16 protein-coding genes and 1 tRNA gene are annotated in these 14,386 nt (G+C 32.5%); 10 read left to right on the top strand and 7 right to left on the bottom strand.

Going from position 1 to position 14,386, the window contains the following annotated elements; genetic code table 11:
* The first annotated feature begins 61 nt into the window (after window positions 1–61).
* A tRNA-Gly gene (locus tag BOW55_RS19505) sits at window positions 62–134 on the top strand.
* A gap of 134 nt (window positions 135–268) precedes the next feature.
* Here BOW55_RS19505 and pepE read toward each other — a convergent pair.
* Complete coding sequence (gene pepE, locus BOW55_RS19500; protein ID WP_129025990.1) at window positions 269–976, bottom strand: dipeptidase PepE; 708 nt, start codon at window positions 974–976, stop codon at window positions 269–271.
* A 163-nt stretch (window positions 977–1,139) separates the two neighbouring features.
* Here pepE and BOW55_RS19495 point away from each other — a divergent pair, with 163 nt between their 5' ends.
* From BOW55_RS19495 to BOW55_RS19460, 8 genes are all read left to right on the top strand, one after another.
* Window positions 1,140–1,886: a carboxypeptidase-like regulatory domain-containing protein gene (locus BOW55_RS19495; protein ID WP_241686631.1), complete on the top strand. Its 747-nt coding sequence runs from the start codon at window positions 1,140–1,142 to the stop codon at window positions 1,884–1,886.
* On the top strand, window positions 1,873–2,634 hold the full coding sequence (locus tag BOW55_RS19490) for a carboxypeptidase-like regulatory domain-containing protein (RefSeq protein WP_241686630.1): 762 nt from the start codon (window positions 1,873–1,875) through the stop codon (window positions 2,632–2,634). The genes BOW55_RS19495 and BOW55_RS19490 overlap by 14 nt, the downstream gene beginning before the upstream one ends.
* Window positions 2,635–2,656: 22 nt before the next feature.
* Window positions 2,657–3,349: a carboxypeptidase-like regulatory domain-containing protein gene (locus BOW55_RS19485; RefSeq protein WP_129025988.1), complete on the top strand. Its 693-nt coding sequence runs from the start codon at window positions 2,657–2,659 to the stop codon at window positions 3,347–3,349.
* Window positions 3,339–4,094, top strand: coding sequence for a hypothetical protein (locus BOW55_RS19480; RefSeq protein ID WP_129025986.1), 756 nt, complete (start codon window positions 3,339–3,341; stop codon window positions 4,092–4,094). Before BOW55_RS19485 ends, BOW55_RS19480 begins: the two co-directional genes overlap by 11 nt.
* Entirely contained in the window at window positions 4,094–4,597 is a 504-nt protein-coding gene (locus tag BOW55_RS19475; RefSeq protein WP_129025984.1) for a DUF6702 family protein, read from the top strand. Before BOW55_RS19480 ends, BOW55_RS19475 begins: the two co-directional genes overlap by 1 nt.
* Before the next feature lie 66 nt (window positions 4,598–4,663).
* The gene (locus tag BOW55_RS19470) at window positions 4,664–6,901 is read left to right on the top strand and encodes a M1 family metallopeptidase (protein ID WP_129025982.1); all 2,238 of its coding nucleotides are present in this window, start codon (window positions 4,664–4,666) and stop codon (window positions 6,899–6,901) included.
* A gap of 104 nt (window positions 6,902–7,005) precedes the next feature.
* A complete protein-coding gene (locus BOW55_RS19465) occupies window positions 7,006–7,353 on the top strand; it encodes a twin-arginine translocase TatA/TatE family subunit (protein ID WP_089054939.1) in 348 nt (115 codons plus the stop codon).
* Between the two features lies 1 nt (window position 7,354).
* Window positions 7,355–7,918, top strand: a complete 564-nt coding sequence (locus tag BOW55_RS19460) for a phosphatase PAP2 family protein (protein WP_129025980.1) — start codon at window positions 7,355–7,357, stop codon at window positions 7,916–7,918.
* 252 nt (window positions 7,919–8,170) lie between these two features.
* Here the strand turns inward: BOW55_RS19460 and BOW55_RS19455 are convergent, their stop codons facing one another.
* The 6 genes from BOW55_RS19455 to BOW55_RS19430 form a co-directional block, all read right to left on the bottom strand.
* Window positions 8,171–8,812 carry an O-methyltransferase gene (locus tag BOW55_RS19455; RefSeq protein WP_089054937.1) on the bottom strand — a complete coding sequence of 214 codons (642 nt, stop codon included), beginning with the start codon at window positions 8,810–8,812 and terminating at the stop codon, window positions 8,171–8,173.
* Window positions 8,813–8,924: 112 nt separating this feature from the next.
* Complete coding sequence (locus BOW55_RS21470; protein ID WP_241686629.1) at window positions 8,925–9,146, bottom strand: hypothetical protein; 222 nt, start codon at window positions 9,144–9,146, stop codon at window positions 8,925–8,927.
* Between the two features lie 324 nt (window positions 9,147–9,470).
* Window positions 9,471–9,791: a hypothetical protein gene (locus BOW55_RS21465; protein WP_241686628.1), complete on the bottom strand. Its 321-nt coding sequence runs from the start codon at window positions 9,789–9,791 to the stop codon at window positions 9,471–9,473.
* Between the two features lie 240 nt (window positions 9,792–10,031).
* Window positions 10,032–11,483 (bottom strand): hypothetical protein, encoded by a 1,452-nt coding sequence (locus BOW55_RS19440; RefSeq protein ID WP_129025977.1) that lies wholly within the window; start codon window positions 11,481–11,483, stop codon window positions 10,032–10,034.
* Window positions 11,484–11,488: 5 nt separating this feature from the next.
* Window positions 11,489–12,058 (bottom strand): YceI family protein, encoded by a 570-nt coding sequence (locus BOW55_RS19435; RefSeq protein ID WP_129025975.1) that lies wholly within the window; start codon window positions 12,056–12,058, stop codon window positions 11,489–11,491.
* Between the two features lie 319 nt (window positions 12,059–12,377).
* A complete protein-coding gene (locus BOW55_RS19430) occupies window positions 12,378–12,941 on the bottom strand; it encodes a YceI family protein (protein ID WP_129025973.1) in 564 nt (187 codons plus the stop codon).
* A 361-nt stretch (window positions 12,942–13,302) separates the two neighbouring features.
* Here BOW55_RS19430 and rlmN point away from each other — a divergent pair, with 361 nt between their 5' ends.
* Window positions 13,303–14,346: a 23S rRNA (adenine(2503)-C(2))-methyltransferase RlmN gene (rlmN, locus tag BOW55_RS19425; RefSeq protein WP_089054931.1), complete on the top strand. Its 1,044-nt coding sequence runs from the start codon at window positions 13,303–13,305 to the stop codon at window positions 14,344–14,346.
* Window positions 14,347–14,386 lie beyond the last annotated feature (40 nt).

The raw sequence follows: 14,386 nt of genomic DNA, 5'->3' as shown, positions 1-14,386 counted from the left end.
AATAATTTTTTGATTTTTATTTTTAGAATGATTTAATTGTTTATATTTGCACCCTGTTAATGCGAAAGTAGCTCAGTTGGTAGAGCTCCAGCCTTCCAAGCTGGTTGTCGCGAGTTCGAGCCTCGTCTTTCGCTCTTTAAAAGCCTCAAACATTGTTTGAGGCTTTTTTGTTTTTATTTTTTTGAACCATATAAGTTATATAAGTAAAATAAGTTTTTTTGGAAAGCTTTATTTAAATGGGCTTATTTAACTTATATGGTTCAAAAGATTATTTTAAATTACTCAAATCGCTTTCAGTTTCTAGCTCTGTCGGCGTTTCGTTTTGTAAAAATAAACGAGCTTGCAAGTTTCCTTTTAAAGTTATTTTTTCGCCTTTTACTTCCAGCCAGCTGCCTTCTCTTAAGCCTAAAACCGGAATTGAATTAAAAGCATGAAACTCCTTGATTCTTGTTTCACGCGTTTCTCCCATATGTTTAGAGTTTAAATCGGGATCTAAATAATGCGGATTTAGGTTGAATGGAATTAATCCTAAAGTTTGAAAACTTGGTGGATAAATAATTGGCATATCGTTAGTTGTCTGCATAGACAATCCGCAAATATTGCTTCCAGCACTTGTTCCAAGGTATGGAGTTCCGTTTTTTACTGTTTCAGCAAGTAATTGCATAATGTTGTTTTTGTACAATTGCGTAACAAGTAAAAAAGTATTTCCCCCGCCTGTAAAGATTCCTTCGGCATTTTTTAGGGCACTTTCAGGACTTTCAAATTCATGAATTCCTTGCAGTTTTATATTGATTGATGCAAAAGCCTGTGCGGCTTTTTGTGTGTATTCGTCATGAGAAATTCCGCCGGGACGTGCGTACGGAATAAATAAAATGCTTTTACAATTTTTAAAATGTACTTGTAATGTAGGTAATAAGTATTCTAAATAGCTGCCTTCGTGTAAAGTAGAGGTGCTTGCAATGATAATGCTTTTCATAATTTTTAAACTCTGATTTTGTATGTTAAAGGTATTAAAAATCTAGCTTTCTGAGTGTGTTTAACTTTGGTTAATTAACATATTTTTACCAACTCATTAATATTAAATTTGGAATACATTAGGATATTTTTACCTTTTTAATAAAATTCTAAGATTTTTTATTTTGATTACAAAAGTTGTCTGTTTTTTTGTTGCTGTTATGAGTCAAAACGTATGGTCTCAAAATCAAGAACGCTCTGTTTTGAATGGAAAAATTATGGCTAATACCAATGATTTAGAAGGCGTTTATGTTGTAAACGCACAAACAGAAACAATGACTACTACAGATGCTTCTGGTGCTTTTTCGATTATGGCAAAAGCTGATGATACGCTTGTTTTTTCATCTATACAATTCAAAGAAAATAGAGTTTTATTGTCTGCTGCTGATTTTACTGAGCTGAATTTTATTGTAAAAATGAGTTTACTTATGAATCAATTGCAGGAGGTAATTGTAAAGAGATACGACAGAATAAATGCTGTTTCTTTAGGAATTGTTCCAGAAGGGCAAAAAAGATATACAGCAGCCGAAAGGAAATTGCATACAGCAACGGATTTAAAAGCTCCAGGAGGTGGTTTGACTGCAGATCCTTTAATGAATTTTCTTTCGGGCCGCACAGCAATGCTTAAAAAAGAAGTCGCTGTCGAAAAGAAAGAAGCTTTTATGAGGCTTTTGGAGAATATGTTTAGTATGGATCATTTCGTTAACAGATTGAAGATTCCGCTAGACTATGTAAAAGGATTTGAATATTATGTTGTCGATAATGATAGGTTTACAGCTATTTTGAATTCGAAAAATAAAACTTCTACTGAGTTTTTGTTAGGAGAGCTGGCAGTAAAATATAAAGAGATAATTGCGGGTGAAAACAAATAGTAGTTTGCTTCTTGTGTTGTTTGTTCAAATAGGTTTTGGACAAGAGACAGTTTCAAAAGAAATTTCGGGACAAATTTTAGAGCCGTCTATTTCGATTGAAGGAGTAAATATTATTAATAGCGCAACTCAGGTAACGTCCGTTTCTAATGCCGATGGAAAATTTTCTATAAGAGTAAAAGAAGGGGATGTTTTGATTTTTTCTGCTGTAAATTTGGAGTCGCTAAAATACCGAATTACAAATACCGATTTTAGTTTGGCTTCGATACGGATTAAAATGAAAACAAGACAAACAGAATTGAGTGAGGTTGTTGTGAATGAATATGCTCATATAAATGCGGTGAATCTTGGAATAGTTTCAAAAAATCAAAAGAAATATACGGCTGCTGAGAGAAAATTGGCTGTTGCCGGCGATTTTAAACCTATTTCTCTTTTAGGATTATTAGGCGGTTCGATGCCTCTTGATCCTATTTTAAATAAGATAAATGGACGGACTAAAAATCTGAAAAAGGATATTGAGGTCGAGAAGAAGGAGGCTAGTATTGTGCAATTGGGATATATATTTGAGCAGGCTTATTTTGTGGACCGTTTAGGTGTTTCTTCTGAATATGTTGCTGGTTTTAAATATTACCTTGTTGAAAATGAGGAAGTCGTTTCTCTTTTGAGAAACAAAGAGAAGTCTAAGCTGGAGTTTTTGATAAACGAGCTGGCGGTAAAATACAAAGAAATAATTTCAAGTGAACTTAAGTAATACTTTATATATAAGCTTTTTTATGTGCTTTGTTCAAATTTGTTTTGGACAAAACAGCAATGGGAAAGTAATTTCGGGGCAAATATTTGAGCAGTCTACTCCAATCGGGGGTGTGAATGTTATCAATAATGATACACAGATTGCGACTGTTTCTGACGATGATGGGCGTTTTTCAATTTCGGTAAAAGAAGGAGATGTTTTGGTGTTTTCGGCAGTAAATTTAGACCCTGTAAAACGTCGAATTACAAATGGTGATCTTGGTTTGAGTTTGCTTTCGATTAAAATGACTGCGAAAGAAATTGAGTTAAAAGAAGTTGTGGTTAATGATAATTACGGTATTACGGCTGAAAATTTAGGAATCGTACCGCATGGGCAAAAAACGTACACACCTGCCGAAAGAAAAGTGTATACCGCAACCTCTACATCGGTAGATAAGATATTAAACAGTATTTCGGGGCGGACTGCAATGCTGAAAAAGGAGATAAATGTCGAGAAAAAAGAGATGCTTTTTAGAAAAATAGAATATCTTTTTGAGGAGAACTATTATACTGAGAGATTAAAAATTCCAGTTAATGATATTAAAGGATTTCAATTATTTTGTGTAGATGATACTGAATTTGCTGTATCTTTGAATACTAAGAATAAAACAATGAGCATGTTTTTAATTACTGATTTGGCTCGTAAATATCTTATAATCCTTGAAAATGAAAAATAAAATTACAATTGTTGTTATCTGCTTGTTTTGTCAAGTAATGTTTGGTCAAAATAATTCAAGAACCTCTTTGCATGGTCAGGTTGTTAACGGATCGCTTGCCATAGAAAGTGGTTATGTTATGAATGTAAATGCTAAAATTAGAACATTTATTGGTTCTGGCGGGTTGTTTGATATTATGGCAAGACCTAAAGATACGCTGTTGTTTACAGGTTTAGCTTTTCAGTCAAAGAAAATTGTTTTAACGGAGAAAGACTGTGCTCAAATTCTTTTTTCAGTTCCGTTAGATTTAGTAAGTAATGAATTGAAAGAAGTTTTAGTTCGAAAAGATTTAAAAGTTAAAGCTTTTCAAGGCGGAAATTCGCAAGCTCTTGTTGATATGCAGTTTGAAGATGATAAACAGTCTACAGCAAAAAATACTGTAATGTACTCTGATCAAACAATTAAATACGGAACTGATTTCGTTAGAATATTTAAGGATGTTAAAAAGCTTCTTTCGAAAAATAAAGAAGTGAAAGAAGAAGTAATATCTGATATTGCTTTTGTGGAATATTCTAAAGCCAATTTTAAATCAGATTTTTATACAAAAACCTTAGGTTTGAAAGAAGATGAAATTGATTTGTTTTTAATGTATTGTTCTAATGATCCTGAATCTAAAAGGCATCTTAAGCCTGAAGAAAAATTTGAATTGATCGATTTTATGATCAATAAAAATAAGGAGTTTAAAAAGGTGAATTCTCCGCAGTAATGAAAAAAAGGTTTGTTTATCCTTTAATAGGGATATTATTTCTTTCGCTTTCCGCTTTTGCCTTTCATAAGTTTTATGTAGGTGTTTTTCAGGTGGAATATGCCGCTGAAAAGAAAATGATTCAAATTACGTCTCGAATTTTTATTGATGATTTGAATAATGGTATGGAGAAAAAGTACCATAAAAAGACATTTGTAGGCACAGAGCGAGAAACTCCTGCCGATGCTGATTTGCTTAAAAAATATCTTTCTGAAAATTTTACGATTAAAATAAATGGACAAACAAAACCAGTTGCCTTTTTATCTAAAGAGGTTGAAGGTGATGTTTTGGTGTGTTATTCGAGAATAAAAGATGTTGAAAAGTTTAAGACAATCGAAATTGTAAATACCATTTTGGTCGACTGGAATGCTGAGCAGCAGAATATTACACATGTTACAGCATTTGGGACTAAAAGGAGTGTGCTTTTTACAGGATCTTCAAGGAAAGAATTGTTAAAATACTAATTTATAAGTTAAATGAGTATATTAATTATTATTTTCACACCCAGATAAAATTACCATTAAATTTTTATGAAAAAACTTTCATTATTATTAATTTTTCCTGCCATGTTAATTGCTCAGGAAAAAGGAACAGCACCTAGACAGCAAGGCAAATACGATACAAATAAGTTTAGCCAGATGTACGATTTGCTGGCAACACCCAATATGTTTCGTACAGCATCTGGTGCGCCCGGACCAGCATATTATCAGCAGCAGGCAGATTATAAAATTGATATTGAATTAGATGATAAAAATTCAAAATTAAGTGGTTATGAAACCATTACTTATTCTAACAATTCACCAGATAGTTTAGAGTATTTATGGGTGCAGTTAGATCAAAATCAAGCTAAAGCTAACACGCAGACTTCATTGGCTGAAGGTGAAAAAATTAATCAAGTTTTACCGCTTGAAGGTTTTTCTACTAAATATTTAAAGAAAAATTTAGAACGTGGTTTTAATATTGAACAAGTAAAAGATGCAAAAGGAAATGCAATGTCTTATACGATCAATGAAACTATGATGCGAATTAATCTGGTTTCGCCTTTAAAACCAGGAGAGAAAATTGTGTTTTCAGTAAAATGGTGGTACAACATTAATAATTACAGAAAAGAAGGCGGACGTTCAGGTTATGAATTGTTTAAAAAAGATGGTAATAAACTATATGTAATCGCACAGTTTTATCCAAGAATGGCGGTATATAATGATGTTGAAGGCTGGCAGAATATGCAGTTTTGGGGAAGTGGCGAATTTGCACTGCCTTTTGGGAATTTTGATGTAAATATTACAGTTCCTGCAGATCACATAATCGATGCAACCGGAGAGTTAACAAATAGAAGTGAAGTTTTTACAGCTGAACAAGTTAAACGTTACGAACAGGCTCAAAAATCATTTGACAAACCGGTTGTAATTGTTACACAAGCAGAAGCAGAAGCCGCTGAAAAAGGTTTTTCTGAAAAGAAAAAAACATGGAAATTCAGCGCTAAAAATGTTCGCGATTTCGGAATTGCATCTTCAAGAAAATTCATTTATGATGCGATGGCTGTAAAATTGAACAATAAAATTGTAATGGCAGAGTCTGTTTATCCAAAAGAATCAAATCCGCTTTGGGGAGAAACTTCTACAATGACAGTTGCGCATACTTTAAGAAGTTATTCATCACATACTTTTGACTATCCTTATCCAAAAGCAGTATCTGTTTCTGCAGAAGATCAAGGTATGGAGTATCCGATGATTTGCTGGAATTACGGACGCCCTGATGAAAACGGGGTGACTAGTAAAGAGGTTAAAAACGGAATGATTGGTGTAGTTATTCATGAAGTTGGCCACAACTTTTTTCCAATGATTGTAAACTCAGATGAGCGTCAATGGACTTGGATGGATGAAGGTTTAAACTCGTTTTTGGAATATTTGGCTGAACAGGAATTAGATCCAAACTTTCCATCAAGACGTGGACCTGCAAAAAATATTGTTCCTTACATGAGCGGTGATCAAAAGTTTTTAGAGCCAATTATGTCTAACTCTGAGACAATTCACCAGTTTGGAAATAACGCTTACGGAAAACCTGCAACGGGTCTTAATATTTTAAGAGAAGTTGTTATGGGAAGAGAGTTGTTTGATTATGCATTTAAAACGTATGCAAATAGATGGAAATTTAAACACCCAACTCCTGAAGATTTCTTTAGAACAATGGAAGATGCTTCGGCTGTAGATTTAGATTGGTTCTTTAGAGGTTGGTTTTATTCAACTGATTTTGTAGACATCGGAATTAAAGATGTTAAGCAATATTACGTTTCTGATACTCCAACGGCTGATATTAAAGATGTCAAAGTTAGAAAAGGCCGTTTTGGTTTTGAAAAAGGTCCTTTTGTTTACTTAGTTTCAGGAGATAATGCAGAGGTAAGTTCTTCTAAGAAAAAAGCATTAGATGTTGAAGATATTAAGCTTCTGGCTGATTATGTTGATCAAACATTTACTGCTGAAGAAAAAGCAAGCATAAAATCGCCTAAGTATTTTTATGAAGTAGAGTTTAATAAACCGGGAGGTATGATTATGCCAATTCTTGTTGAAATAACTTATGAAGATGGTACAAAAGACAATTACAAATATCCTGCTCAAATTTGGAGAAAAAACAATGATACAGCTAAGAAGGTATATGCAGTTTCAAAAGCAATAAAAAGTATTCAGATAGACCCAAAATTATTAACTGCTGATATTGATGTAACTAATAATTCTTGGCCAAAAGTAGAACAAAAGTCAAAATTTGACTAAGAATAAAGCTAAAAGACTCTGAAAAGAGTCTTTTTTTTTTAAGGAAATTTTAAAACGGCAAGCTGCAAAATTTAATATCTTTGTGGCACACAAAAATAAAAGTTATGTTTGGTATAGGAGGAGGAGAATTAATTTTCATACTGTTTATAGTTTTAATGCTTTTTGGTTCTGATAAAGTGCCTGAAATTGCTCGTACTATGGGTAAAGCAATGGCTCAGTTAAAAAATGCAACCAACGATATTAAAAGTGAAATTCAAAAAGGAGCAGAAGCTAATGGACTTGATGCGAAGTCTTTGACTGATATAACAGGTAATATCAATGCACAGATAAATGATGCAAAATCAAATATATTAGGAGATACTGGTAATCTGCTTGGAGATACAGCAACAGAAATCGATAAGGTAAAAGAAGATATAGATTCAATTTCAGGACCAGTAAAACGTCAAAGATAATATGCTTGAAAAAATACAAGAATTAGATGTAAATTTATTAGTATATCTAAACGGACTGGGTTCTGAAACTTACGATAAACTTTGGCTGATTATTACCAATCAATTGTATTGGACTCCATTATTTTTATTAATGTTTTATCTTATTTATAAAAAAATAGGAGGAAAGCAAACCTTGTATTTATTGCTTTTTATTGCAGTTTTAATTGCATTTACAGATCAAACTACCAATTTATTCAAACATACATTTCAGCGTTTACGTCCTTGTAATAATCCTGATATCAATTCGATTATTAGAGTTGTTCAGGTTAGAAAATCATTCAGCTTTTTCTCAGGACACGCAGCAAACACAATGGCAGTCGCTACTTTCTTGTTTTTGGTTTTAAAACGCCATTTCAAGTATTTGGGCTTCTTGTTCTTATGGCCATTAGTTTTTGCTTACAGCAGAATTTATTTAGGATTGCATTATCCAGGTGATATTCTAACAGGGTATTTCTTCGGAGCTCTTTTCGGTTTCTTGATTTACTTAGCTTACCGAAGATTAAAACCGCAATATTTTCCAGGATAGTTTTTTTTAAGATGCTAAGATTCTGAGGTGCTAAGGTACTAAGGATTTTAATATAGATTTTATTAATTGCCTCCAGTTTTAACTGGAGGTTTTTTTATAGGGAAAAATTAAAAAGGCTTTAGCCAAAATACCGCTGAGTATTTGGCTAAAGCCTTTTTGTTTTTTAACTCTATTATCTCCAGCTAAAGCTGGAGGCAATTCAGTAATAATATAATTTAGTTTAAAGCCTTAGTACCTTAGAAACTAAAAAATCTACAATACTCTCGAAACCGTTAATCCATCACGAATTGGTAGTAAAACCGTTTCTACTCTTGGATCATTTTTTAAGTGCAGATTATATTCTAAAAGCACTTTTGTGCTCACATCATTAGGATGAACTGGTTCTAGTACTTTACCGCTCCATAAAACATTATCAGATAAAATAATACCGCCTTTGTTCATTTTTGGTACGATCATTTCCCAGTAATTAAGGTAGTTTTCTTTATCGGCATCAATAAAAACTAAATCAAATTTTACATCCAAAGTTGGAATAATGTCAATCGCTTCTCCTAAGTGCTGAAAAATTTGATTTCCCCACGGAGATGCATCAAAATACTTGCGCTGAAAATCGATTAATTCTTCTTTAATATCAATAGTGTGCAATTGTCCGTTTTCCTGCATTCCTTCGCACAAGCATAAAGCGGCATAACCCGTGTAAGTTCCAATTTCAAGAATATTAACCGGGCGGATCAATTTAGAGAGCATACTCAAAACACGACCTTGAAAATGCCCGCTCAGCATTCGTGGTAAAAGTATTTTCTGGTACGTTTCTTTATTGAGTTTCGCCAGTAATTCTGGTTCGTTTTCAGAATGTTGTTCGATATAATCTTCTAGATCTTGTGAAATAAAATGCATCTTGTATTTGTTCTAATTTAAAGCAAAAATACAAAAAATATCTGCTTACTATTTTTCATAAAAAAACCATTCGTGTAAACGAATGGTTTCAGTATTAATTTCGAGTTAAAAATTATTTTTTCAAAGCGTCATTTACTTCTTTAGCTGTTTTTACAGTTCCGTCTTTAGCAGCTTTAGCAGCATTTTCTACTTTTTCAGCACCTTTTTTAGTGGCATCTTTTACATCAGCAGCTGTTTTTTTAGCCGCAGTTTCAACATCATCAGCCGCCTTTTTAGTCGCATCTTTTACATCTTCAGCTGCTTTTTCTGTTTTAGTGACAGCGCTGTCTTTCACTTCTTTAATATCAGTTGTTAAAGAGTCAACTTTGTTTCCAAGAGTTAATTCATCTTCTGCCGGTTTTGGCTCTTTCTTTTCGCATGATTGTACCGCGAATGTTAGTAATGCAATTACAGCTAAAGTTAAAATTTGTTTTTCATAATAAATTGTCTTTTTAGGTTAAAAATTTTAAAACGTCATAAAGTGGAATAATAAAAATACAAATTTTAAAATGATTGCGCGCTTTGTAAGATTATATTTTCTTTTGAGTGCAAGACAATTCTCGTGCCAAATTTTTAAATTTTGATCAGCCGATGCAATTTTTTTAATGACGATTGCGAGTTAGTTTTTGTACAAACTAAAGTTTATCACAATGTCATCTTTAACTTTAATAAGTCCAGCCATTTTTACTGGAGGTTCTAATTCAAGATCAGAGAACTTTAAAGAAAGTGTGCCTTGAATTTTATCATCGACATTGTATAAAACAAAGTCTTTATATTTTAATGTTTTATTGGTGATAAAAAAGCTCAGGTTGCATTTATAATTTTTACCATTTGGCTTTATATCCGTAAGGCAAACAGTACTATTAGGGAATATTTTAGCCTTAACAGTTCCTTGTAAATCTTTCGTCATTATTTTATTACCGCAATCAAAGTTTGTCATTTTGATAGCGGTATTAAAAGTATTTTTTTGTTTGAGTTTAAGTAAACTGTATCTTTTATAGAAAAAGTATTTGAGCAGTTGTACTTGCCTACAGATGATAGTCCTGTAATTTCTATTTTTATTTTGTTTATTACCAAAGTTGTATCATCTGCTAAAAAAGTGGGCTTAGCACTTCCTAAGAAAAAGAAAATTACTAAACCCAGAATTAAAAAAATAAATCTATTAAGCATTTTTGTTATATTAGAATGCAATTACAGCTTCGAATACTAAACCTTCAAATTTACCACCATAAAAGTTGTTTAGATTTCCAGTAGCAGGATCTCCTGTAAATTGTGAATAATCTTTATATTTTTGATTTACGTAGTTTAATTTAGCTAAAATGTTTTTAGTCATAAACCAACCAGCACTTGCTTCAAATTTATCTACACTAACCTTTTTAGCATCAGCATTAGATAATTTTCCAGATACGGTATTGTATTTTCCTCCGATGTAGAATTGTTCAGTTTCTCCAAATCTGTAAATAAGTTCTGAAGCATATTGATTCGCTGTACGCTTGTCGTCAGTACCGGCTTTATCACCTCCTGAAGCTAATTCGATTGTTCCAAAGAATTCAAGGCCTTTATATTTTACAAAAGGATTAATCATGTATGTTGTAGCCCAATTTTTGAAATTAGGGTTGAACGTTGCTTCTGGAGTAGATGTTTTACTAAAACTACTAGCAACATCAGTATTAGTTGTAGAAATAACATTACCATTTGCATCGGTCTTAGTAATGGTGTTTTTATAAGGGTTATTATTCAATATACCCCAATAACCAAATCCTGATCTATTAGCAGAATATATGTTTGCGTTGCCAAGATTTGCATTATGGTAATAAGAACCTGTTAATCTTACTCTTAAATCTTTATTAAGCTGTTTATCATAACCAAGTTTAGCTAAGATTGAAGGGCTGTGCGTTGTATTAGCATTTGGACCAGAAGGATAAAAAACTTCTTCGTTACTTTGATTTAAATTACCATTTGTAACACCTAACATACTAACCAATCCTTTTCTGTTATAGTAAACCTCCATACCCATTTCTGTAGTGAAAGAATACATAATGTTGTTTCCAACAAATGCATTTCTGATTGTATTACCATTATCAGAACCTCTGAAGTGAGCATCACCAAAATTGTTCTCCATCTGCCCAATTTTAATTGTAGTATATTTCATTACATCAGCTAAAAAATCTTTTTTGATGAAGTCTAACTTGTCAATTTGTAAGTATCCACCTTTTACATAAGAATCATTGTGATGTCTTGAAGCTAAATAAACATCTAAATTTACTCTTACTCCATCAAACAATTGAGCACCAATATACATGTCAGCAGCAGGAAGCGTAAAGTTGTTTTCGTTATTCATTAAGCGATATCCTGAAATTGTTCTAGTGGTAGTACCAGTAGCTGTATTAGTTGTAGTCGTAATGTTATTAGGTTGGTTGTTGAATGAATTTGTTGCTTGAAAATCCATGTTGAAAGCACCACCAAGGTCAATACTAAGACCTTTAAATTCTCTAGTGTCTTTCTGTACGTCGAAAACATTGATACCATCTTTTCCTCTAGAAATTTGGTTTTGCATGTTTCCAAAACTTACCTGTGCATTAACAGCAAATGTGCTGACTAATGTTATTGCGAGGATATAAATTTTCTTCATGGCGTTTATAAATTAAAGTTTAAATTGAATTTTATTGTTAAATCTTGTCCCGTTTTAATGGTTCCGAGCATTGCAGTTGGAGATTTCATTCCAAAATCAGCAAAAGTGATTTTGTTCGATCCCTGCATGTTTAATCCATCTTTCGTAATAGTTGTTTTAACTGTGGTTTTATAAACTTTACTTACTCCAGCAATGGTATAAGTTCCAGTTAATTCCCAAGTGGTCTCATTTACCTTTTCTGCAGATTTTAAAACATATTTAATGTTTTTGTTTTTATCTGTCTTTAAAGTTGTATAAGCAACCTTGTCCATACTTTTTTTCTCACTTTTAATGCTCTCTGCTAATAGTGTTACAGACAAAGCTTCAATATCTGTTAGTTTTGAATTGGCAATCGTTAAAGTTGCCGTTCCAGTCCCTGAACCTGATTTCATTTCCCAATCATGAAGAGTTGAAGTACCTGCAACAGAAAAAGTTGATTTAGTATCTAATGTGTATGATTTTTGTGCTGAAGCAAATGTGGTAACTCCAAAGAGTACAATTACAGATGCAAAAAGTTTTATTTTGTTGATCTTCATTTTGTCATGTTTTTAGTGTAAAAAATAAGTTAATCAGACGGCCGTTTTCTATACTAGTATTAAGAATGTTGTTTTAACTTGTACCAAAGATCTCCTTATAAATCAGTATGAGACATGATAAAAATCATTGTTAAAATTTTATTAAATTGGTATTTAATAACTACAACGTTTTCATTTTTGATAAAATCAATGCTGATATTAAAAAAGAGTTTGAGTTTTTATCAAATTGGCAGTTTTTAAAGTCTGACTTAATAACTTTTGGAGCGAATGGTTGTTTTTGTATTAGAAGAGAAGTTGCATTTATCTCGTGAAATTTGTTTCAGCTTAAAATAATATTGAAAATCACAGTTAAATCTTTTCCTGTTTTTACAACTCCAAGAGCTGCCTTTGGAGGGGCCATTTCAAAATCGCCAAAAGTAATTTGGTTGGAGCCTTGCAGAATAAAAGTGCCGTTATTAGCCGTTATTTTTACTTGAGTTTGGTATTCTTTGCTGACACCTGCAATGGTATAAGTTCCTGTTAGAATCCAAGTTGTTTCGTTTATTTTTTCTGCAGATTTTAAAACATATTCAATGTTCTTATTTTTCTCTGTATCTAGGGCTTCATATGCTACTCTGTCCATACTGGTTTTACTGCTTTTTAAGCTTTCGGCTAGTATTGAAATTGATAAACTGTTTATGCCAGCTAGTTTAGATTCTTTAACCGTTAAATTAGCAATACCTGTTCCTTCTGTAGATCTCATAACCCAATCATGCACGGTCGAAGTTCCCGCGACTTCAAAAGTTGATTTTGCCTCTACTACAGAATAATTTTTTTGTGCACTTAATTGTAATGAGATTGTTGTAAAAATCACTGTAAATAAAATTGATTTAATTGTTTTCATTTTTGAGAATTTTAGGTTGATCTTTTAACTTAGAAAGCTTAAAACATTTGCAGTGGTTAAAGAGTTTAAAGCTTTCCTTGAATTTCTTATGTCAAAATTATCAGGCATCCGCAAAAAATAGAATGATAAAAATCAGGGCAAAAGTGATATAAATTGTTATAGTAAATAATAGGGAAACAAATTGAACTTAATTATAGGTTTGAAACAAAGTGGGTATAATAGTAAGTATTTGTTTCTTAGTGAATTATTTCGTTTTTTACGAAAGGTGCAAAACTCTTTTTATGTTAGATGATTTTTTTTGATTTAACTAAGAATACGTTTAAAAATCAAAAAAAAGGACAAAAGTGATTAACTTTGCAGCATGCAAATGGAGAAAAAAGACATACGAGCCTTATCAAAAGAGCAATTACGAGATTTTTTTGTCGCAAATAATGACAAAGCTTTTCGCGGAAATCAAGTCTATGAATGGTTATGGAGCAAAGGAGCTCATAGTTTTGAAGATATGACAAATGTTGCCAAAGCAACACGATCTATGCTTGAAGACAATTTTGTAATCAACCATATTAAGGTTGATACAATGCAGCGCAGTACGGATGGAACTGTAAAAAATGCGGTTAGACTTCATGACGGACTTGTTGTTGAATCTGTTTTGATTCCTACAGAAACTAGAACCACCGCTTGTGTATCCAGCCAAGTTGGCTGTAGTTTAGATTGTAATTTTTGTGCTACTGCTAGATTAAAGAGAATGCGAAATCTTGAGCCGGGAGAGATTTACGATCAAATCATGGCGATCGATAAAGAAAGTCGTTTGTATCACAATCATCCGCTTTCGAATATTGTTTTTATGGGAATGGGAGAGCCTTTAATGAATTATAATAATGTCATTAAAGCGATAGATATGGTTACATCGCCCGAAGGTTTAGGAATGTCGCCAAAACGTATTATGCTTTCGACATCTGGAATTCCAAAGATGATTAAAAAGATGGCAGATGATGAAGTGAAATTCAAATTAGCAGTTTCATTGCACTCGGCAATAGACGAAACCCGAGCTAAAATTATGCCTTTCAGTAAAAACTTTCCTTTAAAAGACTTGCGAGAAGCATTAGAATATTGGTACAGAAAGACAAAAAGTAAAATCTCGTATGAATATGTGGTTTGGAAAGGAATTAACGACGACAAAGCTTCTATTGATGCATTGGTTAAATTTTGCAAATATGTGCCTTGTAAGGTTAATTTAATAGAATATAACCCAATTGATGACGGTGAGTTTCAACAAGCTTCAGAAGAGTCAATTTTAGCTTATATTAAAGCTTTAGAAAACATTGGAGTTGTGGTAAAAGTTCGTCGCAGCCGCGGAAAAGATATCGATGCCGCCTGCGGTCAATTGGCAAACAAAGAAGGATAGAATTTATCTTAAAATATAAAAGCATTAAAACAAAAATAGT

Origin of the sequence: Flavobacterium sp. YO12, assembly GCF_004119495.1 — a bacterium.
Lineage (GTDB): Bacteria > Bacteroidota > Bacteroidia > Flavobacteriales > Flavobacteriaceae > Flavobacterium.
Note: the sequence above shows the minus strand (reverse complement) of the source record. Positions and strands in the feature narration are given on the sequence as shown.